The following is a 17,631-nucleotide window of genomic DNA, read 5'->3' as shown; positions in this document are numbered from 1 at the left end:
ATTTATTTCCGCTAAAAAAACGGTGAATCGTGTAAGCAATTTAAATTTTCAACTTTTCGGACAGTTTCCCGGCATTCGCTAACCCGATGATTCCTATAGATTCCGGCAAAAACCATAGAAATAAAGCCGCTATTCGAAAAATGAAATCCACTTTTCAGGAAAATCAAAAACACCATTTCATTTTAAATTCAGATAAGTTCTTTGCTGTGAAATTAACTTTTTTAATTTATGCTTTCAGGCAATTACGTACGCTATTCAGGGTGGATAAAATGGATAATGCTGTCGATCGCCACGTTTTTTATATTTCTGATGGGACGGCGATTACCGCCGAGGTGCTGGGACACGCGGTGATGTCGCAGTTTCCGGTATCGATAAACAGCATCACGCTGCCGTTCGTGGAAAATGAGAGCCGGGCCAAAGCGGTCAAGGACCAGATCGACGCTATTTACCAGCAGACCGGCGTTCGTCCGCTGGTGTTCTATTCCATTGTGATCCCTGAGATCCGCAATATCATTCTGCAAAGCGAGGGCTTCTGTCAGGACATCGTGCAGGCGCTGGTTGCCCCCTTGCAAAGCGAACTGAAGCTCGACCCGACGCCGATCGCCCACCGTACCCACGGGCTGAACCCCGGTAACCTGACCAAATACGATGCGCGTATTGCCGCTATTGACTACACCCTGGCGCACGACGACGGGATCTCGCTGCGCAATCTCGACCAGGCGCAGGTGATTTTGCTCGGCGTGTCGCGCTGCGGTAAAACTCCCACCAGCCTATACCTGGCAATGCAGTTTGGCATCCGCGCCGCCAACTACCCCTTTATTGCCGATGATATGGATAACCTGGTGCTGCCCGCCGCGCTCAAGCCGCTCCAGCATAAGCTGTTTGGGCTGACCATCAACCCGGAACGACTGGCGGCGATCCGCGAAGAACGTCGCGAGAACAGCCGCTACGCCTCGATGCGCCAGTGCCGAATGGAAGTCTCTGAAGTCGAAGCGCTGTACCGGAAAAATCAAATTCCCTGGCTGAACAGTACCAACTATTCAGTAGAAGAAATTGCCACCAAGATCCTCGATATCATGGGGCTAAATCGCCGCATGTACTAATATGCTAGTACATTAATCCAGTTTCAGTTATTATCATGCCATCCTCGGGGCGACGTGCCCCGAACTTGAAATCAGCAGGGATTGGTTTAAGGTGATGCCCATCACTTCCCGGTAGTCTGCCGATGAAGCAAAAAATTTCTGAGACATTCCATGAACAAAACCGACGAACTGCGCACCGCGCGCATTGATAGCCTGGTCACACCGGCTGAACTGGCCAGGCTGCATCCCGTTTCCGCCGTGGTGGCGGACCATGTGACGGCCTCCCGTCGCCGCATCGAAAAAATTCTCAATGGTGAAGACAAACGTCTTCTGGTGGTGATTGGCCCCTGCTCCATCCACGACCTGGACGCGGCAATGGATTATGCACAACGCCTTCAGACGCTGCGCGGCACGTATCAGGATCGCCTGGAGATCGTGATGCGTACCTACTTTGAAAAGCCCCGTACCGTCGTGGGCTGGAAAGGATTGATTTCCGATCCGGATCTGAACGGTAGCTACCGGGTGAATCACGGTATTGCGCTGGCGCGCAAGCTGCTGTTACAGGTTAACGAGCTGGGCGTGCCGACTGCCACCGAATTTCTGGATATGGTGACCGGACAGTTTATTGCCGACCTCATAAGCTGGGGCGCGATTGGCGCGCGTACCACCGAAAGTCAGATCCACCGTGAAATGGCGTCGGCGCTCTCCTGTCCGGTGGGCTTCAAAAACGGAACGGACGGTAATACCCGAATTGCCGTAGATGCCATCCGCGCGTCACGCGCCAGCCATATGTTCCTCTCGCCGGATAAAAATGGCCAGATGACCATCTACCAGACCAGCGGCAACCCGTTCGGACATATCATTATGCGTGGCGGTAAAAAACCGAATTACCATGCAGAAGATATTGCCGCCGCTTGCGAAACGCTGGCGGAATTTGACCTGCCGGAGCATCTGGTGGTGGATTTCAGCCACGGCAATTGTCAGAAACAGCACCGCCGCCAGCTGGACGTCTGCGAGGAAGTTTGCCAGCAGGTCCGCAGCGGCTCGACCGCCATTGCAGGAATTATGGCGGAGAGCTTTATCAAAGAAGGCACGCAGAAGATCGTCGCCGGACAGCAAATGGTCTACGGCCAGTCAATCACCGACCCGTGCCTGAGCTGGGAAGACAGCGAACGGCTGCTGGAGATGCTGGCTTCAGCCGTGGACACGCGCTTTTAAAATCCTGCCGGGTGACGCTGCGCTTACCCGGCCTACGGTACGTGCCCTTCTCCCTCTCCCCGTGGGAGAGGGTCGGGGTGATGGCGTCAGACCGCATCTCTCCCCCAAATTTGATCCCGTCACACAATTTTCACAAAAACGCTTGCTGTGAATTTGCAGTTTATTGATAATGATTATCATTGTTACATTGATTGTTATTTATAAACATTATGTCACCGACCGATAACAGCGCGGCAACGCCAACAAAAACACACACAGCGCCGTCCCCTGCTCCCACCGATCGCCGAATCGACAGTAAAAGCCTGTTGGGTGAGGAGGGACGGGTCATTATCGAGCATGACGGCCAGCACTACCTGCTGCGCCAAACCAATGCCGGAAAACTGATACTGACTAAATAAACCAGACAACACATTCGCCAGCCACCCAGGTGATCCCCAGGCAGCCAGCGCTTTTCAATTCTTATGGAGAGTTGCTATGCCACACCTGCAATCCGCGTCTTTACGCCCGTCTCTTCTGGCGCTGGCGATTGTCAGCACCCTGCCGGGCGTTACGTTTGCCGCTGCAGACGAGATCACCGTCACCGCCACCGGCAATACCCGCAGCGCCTTTGAAGCCCCCATGATGGTGAGCGTGATTGACGCCACCGCGCCGGAAAACCAGACCGCCAGCTCCGCTGCCGACCTGCTGCGCAAGGTGCCCGGTCTGACGCTGGACGGCACCGGGCGCACCAACGGTCAGGACGTTAACCTCCGTGGCTATGACCGCCGTGGCGTGCTGGTGCTGGTGGATGGCGTGCGCCAGGGCACCGATACCGGACACCTGAACAGCACGTTCCTCGATCCGGCGCTGATCAAACGTATCGAAGTGGTGCGCGGCCCTTCCGCCTTGCTGTACGGCAGCGGCGCGCTGGGCGGCGTAATTTCGTATGACACCGTCGACGCCAGCGATCTGCTGGATGCAGGTAAAAACAGCGGCTATCGCGTATTTGCTACCGGTGCAACGGGCGATCACAGCATCGGGATGGGCGCCAGCGCCTATGGCCGCACCGATACCCTGGACGGTGTGGTCTCCTGGTCCAGCCGCGATCGCGGCGACATTCGCCAGAGTGACGGCGCGAGGGCGCCAAACGACGAATCCATCAACAATATGCTGGCGAAAGGCAGCTGGAAAATCGATCCGGCGCAGACGCTGAGCGGCTCCCTGCGCTACTACAACAACGACGCGCAGGAGCCGAAAAATCCGCAGACCACGGATGCCAGCAGCAGTAACCCGATGACCGATCGTTCCACCATTCAGCGCGATGCCCAGCTTGGCTACCGCATTGCGCCAGCCGGAAACAACTGGCTGAACGCCGATGCGAAAATTTACTGGTCCGAAGCGCGGATTAACGCCCAGAACATCGACGCCAGCGGTGAGTTCCGTAAGCAGACCACCAAAGGCGGCAAAGTCGAAAACCGCACCCGCCTGTTCAGCGACTCCTTCGCCTCGCACCTGCTGACCTACGGCGGGGAATACTATCGTCAGGAGCAACACCCTGGCGGCGCGACCACCGGCTTCCCGGACGCTAAAATCGACTTCAGCTCCGGCTGGTTGCAGGATGAGATTACCCTGCGCGACCTGCCGGTAACGCTTCTCGGCGGGACGCGTTACGACAACTACCGCGGCAGCAGCAGCGGTTACGATGACGTGGATGCGGATAAGTGGTCATCACGCGCCGGGTTAACCGTGAGTCCAGCCGACTGGCTGATGCTGTTCGGCTCTTACGCCCAGGCCTTCCGCGCGCCAACGATGGGCGAGATGTATAACGACTCGAAGCACTTCTCTATCGGCAGCTTCTACACCAACTACTGGGTGCCGAACCCGAACCTGCGTCCGGAAACTAACGAAACCCAGGAGTTCGGTTTTGGGCTGCGTTTTGACGATCTGCTGCTCGCCAACGACGCGCTGGAGTTCAAAGCCAGCTACTTCGACACCAAAGCGAAAGATTACATCTCCACTACCGTCGATTTTGCGGCGGCCACCACCATGTCCTATAACGTACCAAATGCCAAAATCTGGGGCTGGGACATGATGGCAACCTACGCGACCAGCCTGTTCAACCTGGACGTGGCCTACAACCGCACGCGCGGGAAAGATACCGACACGGGCGAATACATCTCCAGCATCAACCCGGACACCGTCACCAGCAAGCTGGATATCCCGGTGGCGCAAAGCGGATTCTCCGTGGGCTGGATCGGAACCTTCGTCGAACGTTCAACGCATATCAGCAGCAGCTACAGCGAGCAGCCTGGCTACGCAGTGAATGATTTCTACGTCAGCTATAAAGGTCAGCAGCAGTTCAAAGGCATCACCACCACCCTCGTGCTGGGGAACGCCTTCGACAAAGCCTACTGGTCACCGCAGGGCATCCCGCAGGATGGCCGCAACGGCAAGATCTTCGTCAGTTATCAATGGTAATTCCCTTCGGGGCAACGATTCAGAAGGATAAGATTATGGGTCACTACACACGCTGGCTTGAGCTTAAAGAAGAACATCCGGGTAAGTACGCCCGTGATATCGCCGGATTAATGCACATCAGCGAAGCAGAGCTGGCATTTGCGCGCGTGGGACACGACGCCTGGCGGCTGCGCGGTGAAATCCGTGAGATTCTGGCGGCGCTGGAGTCGGTGGGGGAAACCAAATGCATCTGCCGTAACGAATACGCCGTTCATGAACAGATCGGAGCGTTTACTAACCAGCACCTCGGCGGCCACGCCGGGCTGGTGCTAAATCCGCGTGCGCTGGATCTGCGTTTGTTCCTCAACCAGTGGGCGAGCGCGTTTCACATAAGTGAAACGACCTCCCGCGGCGAACGTCAGAGCATTCAGTTCTTCGATCATCAGGGCGACGCTTTACTTAAGGTCTACACCACGGATCACACCGACGTTGCCGCCTGGGGCGACGTGCTGACCCGTTTTATCATTGCCGATAACCCCGCTCTGGCGCTAAAGGCTGTCGAGGCCCCTGCGCATTCCGACGGTGCTGATGCAGGCTCGGTGGAGAAAGAGTGGCGCGCCATGACCGACGTGCATCAGTTCTTTAGCTTACTGAAGCGCCATAACCTGAGCCGCCAGCAGGCGTTTCGTCTGGTGAGTGACGATCTGGCCTGTAAGGTGGATAACAGCGCGCTGGCACAGCTGCTGGAGACGGCGCGACAGGACAGAAACGAAATCATGATCTTCGTCGGCAACCGCGGCTGCGTGCAGATTTTCACCGGTGTGGTGGAAAAACTGACGCCCATGAAAGGCTGGCTGAACATCTTCAACCCAACCTTTACCCTGCACCTGCTGGAGGAGGCCGTCGCGGAGACGTGGGTAACGCGCAAGCCGACGGCGGACGGTCACGTCACCAGCCTGGAGCTGTTTGCGGCGGATGGCACCCAAATCGCCCAGCTCTATGGGCAGCGTACCGAAGGCGAGCCTGAGCAGAGCCAGTGGCGTCGCCAGATTGACGCCCTGACGCCAGAAGGGCTGGCCGCATGAAAAACTGGTTTGCCCTGCTCTGCGCCCTGCCGCTGGTCGCCGTCGCCGCGCCGGAGAGAATTGTCGCCCTCGGCGGCGACGTGACGGAGATCGTCTACGCCCTCGGCGCGGAGTCTTCTCTGGTTGCGCGCGACAGTACCAGCCAGTGGCCGCAGGCGACAAACGCGCTGCCTGACGTGGGGTATCTTCGCCAGCTGAATGCGGAGGGGATTTTGTCCGTACGCCCGACGCTGGTGCTGGCAAGCGACCAGGCGCAGCCCTCTCTGGCGCTGAAGCAGGTTGAACAGAGCCACGTCCGCGTGGTTACCGTTCCCGGCACGCCTGACCTGCGCGCGATTGACGAAAAAGTGAGGGTGATAGCTCAGGCGACGCATCATGAGGCGCAAGGGGAAACCCTGCGCAGCTCGCTGCGTCAGGCGCTGGCGGCACTGCCCTCAATACCGCTCAACAAGCGGGTGCTGTTTATCCTCAGCCACGGCGGAATGACCGCAATGGCGGCCGGGCAACAGACCGGCGCGGATGCGGCAATACGCGCCGCCGGGTTGCAGAACGCCATGCAGGGCTTTACCCGCTATCAGCCGCTTTCCCAGGAGGGGGTGATGGCCAGCCAGCCGGATCTGGTGGTGATTTCGCAGGAGGGCCTTAACGCGCTGGGCGGCGAAGAAAATCTGTGGAAACTGCCCGGTCTGGCGCAAACGCCAGCGGGACGAAGCAAGCAGGTGCTGGCTATTGATGACATGGCCCTGCTGGGCTTCAGCGTCCGCACGCCGAAAGCCATACAACAGCTGCGTGCCAGAGCGGAGCAACTGCCCTGATGTCCCGGCGCATCACGTTATCGTTATGGCTTCTGGCGGGGTCGCTTACCGTCATGACGATCATGGCTACCGGTTTTGGGGCGTTACGCCTGCCGGTGAACGTGCTCTGGAGCGGCAGCGATGAGACGCTACGCCAGATCTGGCTCACCATCCGTCTGCCCCGCGTGCTGCTGGCGCTGGTGATTGGCGGGTCGCTGGCGCTCGCCGGCTGCGTCATGCAGGGGCTGTTCCGCAATCCGCTTGCCGACCCGGGCCTGCTCGGGATCAGCAGCGGTGCGGCGCTGGCCGTCGCCCTGTGGGTGGTGCTCCCGCTCGCGCTGCCCGCGCTGGTGATGCTCTACGCCCCTATGCTGGCGGCATTTCTTGGGGCGCTGGCAGCCACAGGCGTGATCTTCCTGCTCAGCAAGCAGCATGACACCTCTCTGTCACGTCTGTTGCTGGTGGGTATCGCCATCAATGCCCTGTGCGGTGCGGCAGTGGGTGTGCTTTCGTGGGTCAGCAATGACGCCCAGCTGCGTCAGCTTTCACTCTGGGGAATGGGAAGTCTTGGTCAGGCGCAGTGGTCCACGCTGCTCGCCGTGACCTCGCTGATGGTGCCTGCCGCTCTGGCGATCTGGCGCTGTGCCAGTGCGTTAAATTTACTGCAACTGGGTGAAGAGGAAGCGCATTACCTTGGCGTGGACGTTGCCCTTGTACAGCGAATATTACTGTTATGCAGCGCCCTGCTGGTCGCTGCGGCTGTCGCCGTCAGCGGCGTGATTGGCTTTGTCGGACTCGTGGTGCCGCACCTGATGCGCATGTGGTTGGGCGCCGATCACCGGGCAACCCTCCTCGGCACGGTACTCGCGGGCGCGTTACTGCTGCTGGTGGCGGATACGGTCGCGCGCACCCTGGTCGCCCCGGCAGAAATGCCGGTCGGCCTGCTCACCAGTATCCTTGGCGCTCCCTGGTTCTTATGGCTCATTTTTCGTCGTGGAGAACAGCATGGCTGAACGTTATACGGCTGAAAATCTGACTTTTACCCGGTCTGGCCGCACGCTGACAGATAACGTTTCGCTGTCACTGTCGCAGGGAGAGCTGGTTACATTGATCGGCCCCAACGGCGCAGGGAAATCCACGCTGCTGCGGCTGCTGACCGGCTATCTGAAACCCGACAGCGGAGGCTGTTCGCTGGCGGGAAAAGCGCTGGATGAATGGCATCCGCAGGTGCTGTCGCGCTATCGGGCGGTGATGCGCCAGCAATCTCAGCCTGGATTTGACTGGCAGGTGGAGGAGATCGTTGGAATGGGGCGTGCGCCCTGGACGCGTCACCCGGAACCGTCAATTGTGCGTGAGGTGTTGCAGCTGACCGGTTGCCTGCCGCTGGCCGGCAGGCGCTATCATGCCCTCTCGGGGGGCGAGCAGCAGCGCGTCCAGCTCGCCCGCGCGCTGGCGCAGCTGTGGCGTGACGGAACGCCACGCGGCTGGCTGTTTCTCGACGAACCCACTTCCGCGCTGGATCTCTACCACCAGCAGCATCTGCTGCGCCTGTTGAAATCGCTGACCCGTCAGGGCCATCTTCACGCCTGCGTGGTGCTGCACGATCTCAATCTTGCCGCATTATGGTCGGACCGGATCCTACTGTTACACAACGGCAGGATTGTTTCTCAGGGCATACCGGAGACGGTTTTGCAGGCCGACGCGCTGGCACGCTGGTACGGTGCGCAGGTGCACGTCGGCAGACATCCGGCGCACGCCGCGCCGCAGGTTTTTCTCGCCCCTTAGCTTGAGCAGCTCACTTCCAGCCGCTTGCCCCAGTCCGGCGGGCGGCTGACATAGTCATCCTCCCGGTCGGCAAACGGCGTGCGCAGGGCGATATGTAGCCGATGCAACTCGGTATAGTCCCCCTGCTCTGCCTGCTCAATGGCCCGCTGCGCCAGCCAGTTGCGCAATACCATCGCCGGGTTAACCGCCTTCATCCGCGCCTGGCGGGTATCGTCATCAATTTGTTCCTGCTGTAAACGCGCCCGGTAAGCGGCAAACCAGTCATCAAACGCCTGTCGATCGACGAACTCGTCGCGCAGCGGTGACGCGGCGCTCTGCTGCGCGGTCTGGCTCAGCATACGGAAGGTTCGGGTATAGTCGCTGCCTTCACGCGCCATGATGGCAAACAGCCCATTCAGCAGCGCGTTATCGCCTTTTTGCTGCGTCATCAGCCCCAGCCTGGTGCGCATTAACACACCGTATTCCCGCAGCAGGACCTCCTGATAGCTGTCCAGCGCATCGTTCAGGGCATCAACGTCGATAAACGGCGACAGGCTTTGTGCAAGCCGCTGAAGGTTCCACAGCCCCACCGCAGGCTGGTTGTCGAAACGGTAACGCCCCTGATAGTCCGAATGGTTACAGATGTAACCCGGCTGATAGTCATCAAGGAAGCCGTACGGACCGTAGTCAAACGTCAGCCCTAACAGGGACATGTTGTCGGTGTTCATCACCCCGTGGGCAAAGCCGACGGCCTGCCAGCGGGCAATCATTGCGGCGGTGCGCGCAACAACATCACGGAACCAGAGAACATAGCGGTCCGGCTCGTTTTGCAGGTGCGGCCAGTGACGACGAAGAGCGTAATCGGCAAGCTGGCGGACTTTATCCGGCTCGCGGCGATAGTAGAAGTGTTCAAAATGACCGAAACGCAGATGGCTTTCCGCCACGCGGACCAGCATCGCTCCCTGCTCCATCGTTTCGCGGGCCACCGGCGTGTCGCTGGTGACAATGGACAGCGCACGTGAGGTAGGGATCCCCAGAGCGTGCATCGCCTCGGAAGCCAGACCTTCACGTATGGTTGAACGCAGCACCGCGCGGCCATCTCCCATGCGTGAGTATGGGGTTAGCCCTGCCCCTTTCAGGTGCCAGTCGAGCGTTTCGCCATTCGGCAGAACTTGTTCACCCAGCAGGATACCGCGGCCATCGCCGAGCTGTCCCGCCCAGACGCCAAACTGATGTCCGCTGTAGACCTGAGCCAGCGGCTTCATGCCCGGAAGCAGCGTTTCGCCGCCCCAGACGCCGGCGCCTTTTTCTGGCTGAAAAAGCGTCGAAGGGATGCCAAGCGAATCCGCTAATGCATCGTTATGCCAGATAAGACGCGCGTTTTGTAAAGGCGTTGGCTTAAGCGCGGTGTAAAAGCCGGGTAATTCATCGTGCCAGTGAGCAGTAAAAGACAGGGTCATAAGTCCTCCTGCTTTGAGTGTAGAGGGTTTCCCTGGACGTAAACACGGGCGAAGAAAGGGGTTATTGCTGTACGAGAGTCGTGACCCGCTCTGCCGGGACGGCAGGCCACAGGCTTCCCTGCATTGCACCAAAATTGAATGGCAGCACGCGTTGTAAGATGCCGTGATCGTCAATTCCCGAGACCATGACCGACTGACAGTGCGGCGCGATCTGCCAGAGAATAGCGCGCATAAAAGGCTCAAACGAGAGTGCCGAGACACGCTGCTGGATAAAGTTTTTATCCAGAACCACCCGTTTGAACAGACCATCATAAACCGGCTTAAGGGACGCAGCCCCTGCACCGAAGTTAGCCAGCACTAAGGGGAAATGGATCGCCATTCTTGCCAGACAGGGATCGTCTTTCCCGTTATTTAAACCTGGATAGTTCTCATTAACAGTAAACTCAAGAAACGGATATCGTTCAAGGATTGAAACAGCGTTCTCATTAGTTAATAAAAACTCAACAATTGCAGGTGTAATATTGATCCATGCAATTAACTGATGCTGAATAAAAAATAGCTTACAGGTATCGAGTAATTGTAGTTTCTCCTGAAACAGCGCTAATTCATCTTCCTGAGAAAGATGGGGGATAACCAGTTCAGTCGGGATCCGTACGTCCGCACCCACGCCAGTAAAGTTAACCAAAATCTCTAAACCTTTAAGCAAACCTGCACTATCACGCGCCGGAAGGAGTAAAAGTTCAGACTGGTAAGCATTATCTAGCGTAATAATCATCGCGCTTGTCCTGCATTAAAGATGAGAGAGAACATCCTGGAGCAATTGCAGGCACAATTCCACTGTCTTGATTTTAATAAGATTAATTTCATTCTTTCCGTATTAATTTTCAGATTTTTCCCTGAATCTTAATTAATTTTATCCTGGTTATTGAATAATAGCCAGTTTTAGATAAAACAGGCACATGCCGCCATAAATAATTGGGCAAAAAATTTAACTTTAATCAACCCGTAAGAAAAGCCTGACGTCTATTTTCACCGCCAGGCCCTCCGCACTGCATTTTTATGCAGCGGTTAAATACGTCTGGCCTGCCAGAAGTTTTTACGCCAGTAAACATTATCCAGAGAGGAGCGCATCACGCCACGGCTGGTCGAGGCATGAATGAACTGATTATCGGTGTCATAAATGCCGACATGAAGGCCGCTTTCACCGGAGCCCGTTTTAAAAAAGACCAGATCGCCGGGCAGGAGTTCGTCTTTATCAATTTCAGTGCCGATTTTCGCCTGCATACGCGTTTCTCGCGGAAGCTGGAGGTCAAATTTATCGCGGAAGGTCATCAGCACGAATCCTGAGCAATCCACCCCGCCCCGGCTCATGCCGCCGTAGCGATAAGGGGTGCCGCGCCAGTTGCTGAGCTGATCGTTCAGGCTGGCAATGACCGTAATGGAATCGGAAAGCCGTGGGTTGGGCGGAGGTGCACGATGGCTGCTGCATCCTGCAAGAAATAGCGCCGCAACAAGGAGAAACCAGAATCGCATTTCAGACGAATCCTCTGCTTTTTTTGTTCTTTCGGTAATTTAGCGTGCATCTATGCGACTGTGCAAGAAAGGTTATTCCTGCGCCGTGGAAATGAGCATCTTGTGGCCTTCAATATCCAGCCTCCGGAACGACATGTGGTAAGCGCTCGCAAGATTGGCGGCCGTCAGCACGTTGTCGCGCGTTCCGCTGGCAATCAGTTTGCCACGCGCCAGCAACCACACCCGATGCGCGTGGCGCAACGTATGGTTTAAATCATGGCTGCTCATCACAATGGCGATCCCCTTGCGACATAGCGCGCTGAGCAGGGTATCCAGCGCTGCCTGTTGGGCAACGTCCAGCCCGCTCATCGGCTCGTCCAGCAGCAGCATCCGCCCGTGAGGATTTCCCGCCGGATGGATCTGAAGGATAACGGCGGCCAGACGCACGCGCTGCCACTCGCCGCCGGAAAGCTGATTTGCCTGCCGGGTGAGCTTATCGTCTAACCCGAGCGCCGCAGCAACCTCGTTGAGCAAGCCCACCTGATTTTTATCAGACAGATGCAGCGTCAGGTAGTGCCAGACGGGCATCGCAAAGGGCGGAACCTGCTGCTGAACCAGGTAGCTTCGACGGGAGGCAAGTGTAGCGGGTAGCCAGTCGACGAGCGATTGCCCGAGAAAGGTTATCTCTCCTTCCCCGGTGGTCAGCCCCGCCATGCGAGCCAGCAGCGTGCTTTTTCCGGCGCCGTTTGGCCCAACCAGGTGAAGGATTTCACCTGCGTTGACTGCGGCAGTCACAGGCTCAAGACGTCCCTTCCCGGCAACGTCCGTGAGCTGCATCAGCAGCGTCATTATTTCGCCAGCGCCAGCTTGATTGATTCCATCACGATAGGATCTTCCGGCGTCATGTCAGGCGAAAAACGCTGCACGACCTGACCGTCACGTCCAATCAGGAATTTTTCGAAGTTCCACAGAATATCGTCCGGATAGAGCGGCGCGCGGCCTTTACTCGCCATACGCTCATAGAAACCACTCTCTTCAGGCGCAACGGCGGTCGGCGCCGCGGCCACCAGTTTGGCATACAGCGGATGACGATTTTCCCCGTTCACGTCAATTTTGCTGAACATCGGGAACGTCACGCCATAGGTTGTGCTGCAAAAGGTCTTAATTTCCTCTTCGCTGCCCGGCTCCTGGCCCAGGAACTGGTTGCACGGGAAGCCGAGTACGGTAAAGCCGTCTTTTTCCCAGGCTTTATGAATGTTTTCCAGCTGTTCATACTGCGGCGTAAGGCCACATTTCGACGCCACGTTCACGATGAGCAGCACCTTGCCCTTGTAGCCTTCCAGCGTGGTTTTCTCGCCGTCAATGGTCGTCACTTCGGTATTCAGAATATCAGACTGCATAGCATTCCCTCAGGTTGACTTACAGGTTGTGTTTTAACGTCCAGCTTTTAATAGTAGCCAGATAAAGACCGGCGCGCCCAGCGTTGCGGTCACCACGCCTATGGGCAACTCAGCGGCCGTCAGGGCGAGTCGGGCGATGATATCGGCAACCAGCAGCGTTGCCGCCCCGGCAACCGCCGAGGCCGGGAGCAGGGTTCGGTGGTCCGTCATGCCGCACAGACGCAGCATATGCGGGATCACCAGCCCAATAAAGCCAATCGCCCCCGCCAGCGCCACGCTTACGCCCACCATCCAGCCGATGGCGATAACCAGCACGTTGCGCCAGAATCCAATCGGCATCCCGAGCTGGCGAGCAGACGTTTCGCCCAGCGCGAGAATATTCAGCGGCTGCGCCTGGAAAACCATCCACAGGATAGCCGGGATCAGGAGCACCATCAGCCACCCCTGACGCCAGTCGACGCCACCAAATCCCCCCATCATCCAGTACATTAACTGGCGCAGATCGAAGGAGGTAGAAAAGTAGACGGCCCAGGTCATCAGCGCACTACAGATGATCCCCAACGCTACCCCGGCAAGCAGCAGCCGGCTGGTGGATAAATGGCGACGAGCAAAGCGCAGAAGGATAAGGGTTATCAACAGCGCGCCAAGGATGGCGCTGAGGCTAATCCCCCAGCCGGAGAGCTCGCCTCCCCCCAACATCACGGCGGCGATAAGCCCGACGCCTGCACCATTCGAGACCCCGAGAAGCCCGGGTTCCGCCAGAGGGTTTTCAAATAATGCCTGCATGATCGTACCGCACAGCGCCAGCGCAGCGCCGACTAAAAGGACAGCCAGCGTCCGCGGCAGGCGGATATGCCAGACAAAGAGCTGCCCTTCAGGCGTAAACCAGCTTTCCGGCCCCAGCCACCGATCGCCCGCGCACAGGCTGACGGTGGTGGAGACAATCAACAGCACCCCGAGCAGACACAGGCGGCGGAGATCGGAGCGGTGCTGAAGACGGGCAAGATCAAGCATAGACGATAGGTTATCCGGTTGAGATATCATTGATTTTACGGCGGGTTTAGCAAATAGCGCAAAGAAAAAAGGCCGCGTGAGCGGCCTTTTTAGTTAGTTCATATTACTCTGCTTTGGGCGTTGCGTTTTCGACACGGCTTTTTAACTTCTGTCCGGGTCTGAAGGTCACCACGCGGCGGGCTGTAATGGGAATATCTTCCCCCGTCTTCGGGTTACGGCCCGGACGTTGGTTTTTGTCTCGCAAATCAAAATTGCCAAAGCCGGAGAGTTTAACCTGCTCACCATTTTCCAGAGCACGACGGATCTCTTCGAAAAACAGCTCTACCAGCTCTTTGGCATCCCGTTTGCTAAGCCCAAGCTTATCAAACAGATATTCTGACATTTCAGCTTTTGTAAGCGCCATAGGTTCAATCCCTCAATGATGCCTGGAATCGCTCTTTTAATGCCTCTACACATTTGGCGACGGTAGCGGCAATCTCCTCTTCTTCGAGTGTACGGCTGGTATCCTGAAGGATAAGGCTAATAGCGAGGCTCTTGAAACCTTCTGCTACGCCCTTGCCGCGGTACACGTCAAATAAGTTTACGCCAACTACCTGATTTACGCCAACTTTCTTACATTCGGCCAAAATATCTGCTGCGGGCACATTTTCAGCGACCACAACCGCGATATCACGGCGGTTTGCCGGGAAGCGTGAGACGTCCTGCGCCTGAGGAATGACGCGGTCTGCAACCGGGTTCCACTCAAGTTCGAATACGATGGTACGGCCATTCAGATCCAGCTTACGTTCCAGTTCCGGGTGAACAACCCCAATGAAACCAACACGTTTGCCGTCTAAATAGATCGCCGCACTCTGACCCGGATGCAGGGCTGGAATCGCTTCTGCGCGGAATTCAATTTCGGATAATTTACCGGTCAGATCGAGAATTGCTTCCAGATCGCCCTTCATATCGTAGAAATCAACCGTCCCTTTTGCCAGGTCCCAGTGCTCTTCATAGCGGTTACCGCTGATGGCGCCGGCCAGCATGAGATCCTGACGGATGCCTAAATTCGCCTGAGTATCCGGTACAAAGCGCAAACCGCTTTCGAAAATACGTACACGGTTTTGCTGACGGTTCTGGTTATAAACGATAGTGCCCAGCAGTCCCGTCCACAGGGACAGACGCATCGCTGACATCTCGCTGGAAATCGGGCTTGGCAGGATCAGCGCTTCCTGACCCGGGTGGATCAGCTGTTGCAGCTTAGGATCAACGAAGCTGTAGGTGATCACTTCCTGGTAGCCTTTGTCGTTCAGCATGGTTTTCACACGCTTCAGAGACAGATCGGCCTCGCGATGGCTGCCCATCACCAGACCCGCCTGCACCGGCTCGTCAGGGATGTTGTTGTAGCCGTAAACGCGGGCCACTTCTTCCACCAGATCTTCTTCGATCTCCATGTCGAAACGCCAGGATGGCGCAACGGCTTTCCACTCGTCCTGACCTTCAGTGACTTCGCAGCCCAGACGCGTCAGAATGTCGGTCACCTGCGCATCGGCAACGTGGTGACCAATCAGGCGATCCAGCTTGCTGCGGCGCAGGGTAATGGTCGCACGCTTCGGCAGTGTCGCTTCGTTGGTCACATCAATTACCGGACCCGCTTCACCGCCGCAGATATCGATCAGCAGGCGAGTTGCACGCTCCATCGCTTTGTATTGCAGCGCAGGATCCACGCCACGCTCGTAGCGATGAGAAGCATCAGTGTGCAGACCGTGACGGCGTGCGCGGCCGGTGATGGAGAGCGGGCTGAAGAACGCGCATTCCAGCAGGACGTTTTGCGTCTCGTCGTTAACGCCAGAGTGCTCGCCGCCGAAGATACCGCCCATCGCCAGCGCTTTGTTGTGATCGGCAATCACCAGGGTGTCGGCGTTCAGTTTCGCTTCGCTGCCGTCCAGCAGAACCAGGGTTTCGCCCTCTTTCGCCATGCGCACGACGATCCCACCTTCGATACGATCTTTATCAAAGGCGTGCATTGGCTGGCCCAGCTCCAGCAGAACATAGTTGGTGACGTCAACCACGGCGTCGATAGAACGGATACCGCAGCGACGCAGTTTCTCTTTCATCCACAGCGGGGTTGGCGCTTTAACGTTAATACCTTTCACCACACGACCGAGGTAGCGTGGGCAGGCCTCAGGCGCGTCTACCTGAATCGGCAGCACGTCACTGATGGTTGCCTCAACCGGCGCGATCTCCGGCACGTTCAGTTCGGTCTGGTTTAGCACGGCCACGTCGCGGGCCACACCGATGATGCCTAAGCAGTCGGCACGGTTTGGCGTTACGCTGATTTCGATGGTGTTGTCATCAAGCTTCAGGTATTCGCGGATATCGGTGCCGACTGGCGCATCCTGCGGCAGTTCAATAATGCCGGAGTGATCGTCGGAAATACCCAGTTCGGAGAAGGAGCACAGCATACCTTCAGACGGCTCACCGCGCAGCTTAGCCGCTTTGATTTTGAAATCGCCCGGCAGTACCGCACCGACGGTCGCCACGGCCACTTTCAGGCCCTGACGGCAGTTTGGCGCACCGCAGACGATATCCAGCAGACGATCACCGCCCACATTGACTTTTGTTACGCGCAGTTTGTCAGCGTTAGGGTGCTGACCGCATTCAACCACTTCGCCCACGACCACGCCGGTGAAGGCGCCAGAAACCGGCTCTACACCGTCAACTTCCAGACCCGCCATGGTGATCTGGTTGGAAAGCGCGTCGCTGTCCAGCGTGGTGTTCACCCATTCGCGTAACCACAGTTCACTGAATTTCATTGTTCTGTCCTGCCCTTATTTAAACTGTTTGAGGAAACGCAGATCGTTTTCGAAGAACGCACGTAAATCGGTTACGCCGTAGCGCAGCATGGTCAGACGCTCCATGCCCATACCGAACGCAAAGCCGGAATACACTTCTGGATCGATACCCACGTTGCGCAGCACGTTTGGATGCACCATGCCGCAGCCCAGCACTTCCAGCCATTTACCGTTTTTACCCATCACGTCAACTTCCGCAGACGGTTCGGTGAACGGGAAGTAGGACGGACGGAAGCGAACCTGCAAATCTTCCTCAAAAAAGTTGTTCAGGAAATCGTGCAGCGTGCCTTTCAGGTTGGTGAAGCTGATGTTTTTATCAACAATCAGACCTTCCATCTGGTGGAACATTGGGGTGTGGGTCTGATCGTAGTCGTTACGATAGACGCGGCCCGGCGCGATGATGCGGATAGGCGGTTCCTGTTCCTTCATGGTACGGATCTGAACGCCGGAAGTCTGGGTACGCAGCAGACGGGTAGCGTCAAACCAGAAAGTGTCGTGGTCAGCACGTGCCGGATGATGGCCAGGAATGTTGAGGGCATCGAAGTTGTGGTAATCATCTTCAATTTCCGGGCCAGTCGCCACGGTAAAGCCGAGCTCACCGAAGAAACTTTCAATACGATCGATAGTACGGGTAACCGGATGCAGACCGCCGTTTTCAATACGACGACCCGGCAGAGAAACGTCAATCGTTTCTGCCGCCAGACGCGCATTCAGTACTGCGCTTTCCAGCTCGGCTTTACGCGCGTTCAGCGCCTGCTGTACCTGCTCTTTGGCTTCGTTAATCACTGCACCGGCTGCCGGGCGCTCCTCTGCTGGCAGTTCACGCAGGGTAGTCATCTGAAGGGTCAAATGCCCTTTCTTGCCCAGATATTCGACGCGGACATTGTCTAACGCGGCAACATCTGAGGCCTGGTTAATGGCGGCCGTTGCACTGGCAACCAGCTCTGCGAGATGTGACATGGTTTTCCTCATTATGTCGGTGCAGACACCGAATTGTTGGACGTATTCTCTTAACTTCAGGCACAAAAAAAG

17 protein-coding genes and 1 other annotated feature (1 of these 18 running past the window's edge) are annotated in these 17,631 nt (G+C 57.0%); of the genes, 8 read left to right on the top strand and 9 right to left on the bottom strand.

Features of this window, described 5'->3' with window-relative positions:
- Nucleotides 1-269 precede the first annotated feature (269 nt).
- From ppsR to L384_RS06735, 8 genes are all read left to right on the top strand, one after another.
- Nucleotides 270-1,103, top strand: coding sequence for a posphoenolpyruvate synthetase regulatory kinase/phosphorylase PpsR (ppsR, locus tag L384_RS06705; RefSeq protein WP_017384644.1), 834 nt, complete (start codon nucleotides 270-272; stop codon nucleotides 1,101-1,103).
- A 150-nt stretch (nucleotides 1,104-1,253) separates the two neighbouring features.
- Nucleotides 1,254-2,300, top strand: a complete 1,047-nt coding sequence (gene aroH / locus L384_RS06710; RefSeq protein WP_023324505.1) for a 3-deoxy-7-phosphoheptulonate synthase AroH — start codon at nucleotides 1,254-1,256, stop codon at nucleotides 2,298-2,300.
- A 209-nt stretch (nucleotides 2,301-2,509) separates the two neighbouring features.
- Entirely contained in the window at nucleotides 2,510-2,698 is a 189-nt protein-coding gene (gene hemP, locus L384_RS0121205; RefSeq protein WP_015570723.1) for a hemin uptake protein HemP, read from the top strand.
- A 76-nt stretch (nucleotides 2,699-2,774) separates the two neighbouring features.
- Complete coding sequence (locus L384_RS06715) at nucleotides 2,775-4,757, top strand: TonB-dependent hemoglobin/transferrin/lactoferrin family receptor (protein WP_023324504.1); 1,983 nt, start codon at nucleotides 2,775-2,777, stop codon at nucleotides 4,755-4,757.
- 35 nt (nucleotides 4,758-4,792) lie between these two features.
- Nucleotides 4,793-5,821: a hematinate-forming heme oxygenase ChuS gene (chuS, locus tag L384_RS06720; protein ID WP_022650911.1), complete on the top strand. Its 1,029-nt coding sequence runs from the start codon at nucleotides 4,793-4,795 to the stop codon at nucleotides 5,819-5,821.
- Complete coding sequence (locus L384_RS06725; RefSeq protein WP_022650910.1) at nucleotides 5,818-6,636, top strand: heme/hemin ABC transporter substrate-binding protein; 819 nt, start codon at nucleotides 5,818-5,820, stop codon at nucleotides 6,634-6,636. Before chuS ends, L384_RS06725 begins: the two co-directional genes overlap by 4 nt.
- Nucleotides 6,636-7,628 (top strand): FecCD family ABC transporter permease, encoded by a 993-nt coding sequence (locus L384_RS06730; protein ID WP_023324503.1) that lies wholly within the window; start codon nucleotides 6,636-6,638, stop codon nucleotides 7,626-7,628. The genes L384_RS06725 and L384_RS06730 overlap by 1 nt, the downstream gene beginning before the upstream one ends.
- Complete coding sequence (locus L384_RS06735; RefSeq protein WP_023324502.1) at nucleotides 7,621-8,400, top strand: heme ABC transporter ATP-binding protein; 780 nt, start codon at nucleotides 7,621-7,623, stop codon at nucleotides 8,398-8,400. Before L384_RS06730 ends, L384_RS06735 begins: the two co-directional genes overlap by 8 nt.
- On the opposite strand, the gene selO is transcribed toward L384_RS06735, so the two are convergent.
- The 9 genes from selO to pheS form a co-directional block, all read right to left on the bottom strand.
- Nucleotides 8,397-9,839, bottom strand: coding sequence for a protein adenylyltransferase SelO (gene selO, locus L384_RS06740; protein WP_023324501.1), 1,443 nt, complete (start codon nucleotides 9,837-9,839; stop codon nucleotides 8,397-8,399). The genes L384_RS06735 and selO overlap by 4 nt on opposite strands.
- Before the next feature lie 61 nt (nucleotides 9,840-9,900).
- The gene (locus tag L384_RS06745) at nucleotides 9,901-10,614 is read right to left on the bottom strand and encodes an EAL domain-containing protein (protein ID WP_003857794.1); all 714 of its coding nucleotides are present in this window, start codon (nucleotides 10,612-10,614) and stop codon (nucleotides 9,901-9,903) included.
- Nucleotides 10,615-10,907: 293 nt separating this feature from the next.
- Nucleotides 10,908-11,372, bottom strand: a complete 465-nt coding sequence (locus L384_RS06750) for an NlpC/P60 family protein (protein WP_015570730.1) — start codon at nucleotides 11,370-11,372, stop codon at nucleotides 10,908-10,910.
- A 72-nt stretch (nucleotides 11,373-11,444) separates the two neighbouring features.
- Nucleotides 11,445-12,200 carry a vitamin B12 ABC transporter ATP-binding protein BtuD gene (gene btuD / locus L384_RS06755; protein ID WP_022650906.1) on the bottom strand — a complete coding sequence of 252 codons (756 nt, stop codon included), beginning with the start codon at nucleotides 12,198-12,200 and terminating at the stop codon, nucleotides 11,445-11,447.
- A complete protein-coding gene (locus tag L384_RS06760; RefSeq protein ID WP_022650905.1) occupies nucleotides 12,200-12,751 on the bottom strand; it encodes a glutathione peroxidase in 552 nt (183 codons plus the stop codon). The genes btuD and L384_RS06760 overlap by 1 nt, the downstream gene beginning before the upstream one ends.
- Before the next feature lie 33 nt (nucleotides 12,752-12,784).
- Nucleotides 12,785-13,765: a vitamin B12 ABC transporter permease BtuC gene (gene btuC, locus L384_RS06765; RefSeq protein WP_023324500.1), complete on the bottom strand. Its 981-nt coding sequence runs from the start codon at nucleotides 13,763-13,765 to the stop codon at nucleotides 12,785-12,787.
- Between the two features lie 103 nt (nucleotides 13,766-13,868).
- Nucleotides 13,869-14,168, bottom strand: coding sequence for an integration host factor subunit alpha (gene ihfA / locus L384_RS06770; RefSeq protein WP_003857805.1), 300 nt, complete (start codon nucleotides 14,166-14,168; stop codon nucleotides 13,869-13,871).
- A gap of 4 nt (nucleotides 14,169-14,172) precedes the next feature.
- Nucleotides 14,173-16,560, bottom strand: coding sequence for a phenylalanine--tRNA ligase subunit beta (gene pheT / locus L384_RS06775; RefSeq protein ID WP_022650903.1), 2,388 nt, complete (start codon nucleotides 16,558-16,560; stop codon nucleotides 14,173-14,175).
- Nucleotides 16,561-16,575: 15 nt separating this feature from the next.
- Complete coding sequence (pheS, locus tag L384_RS06780; protein ID WP_003857809.1) at nucleotides 16,576-17,559, bottom strand: phenylalanine--tRNA ligase subunit alpha; 984 nt, start codon at nucleotides 17,557-17,559, stop codon at nucleotides 16,576-16,578.
- A gap of 62 nt (nucleotides 17,560-17,621) precedes the next feature.
- Nucleotides 17,622-17,631, bottom strand: a sequence feature (Phe leader region) (it continues 115 nt past the right edge of the window).

The organism is Enterobacter sp. MGH 38, assembly GCF_000492855.1.
Lineage (GTDB): Bacteria > Pseudomonadota > Gammaproteobacteria > Enterobacterales > Enterobacteriaceae > Enterobacter > Enterobacter hormaechei_C.
Note: the sequence above shows the minus strand (reverse complement) of the source record. Positions and strands in the feature narration are given on the sequence as shown.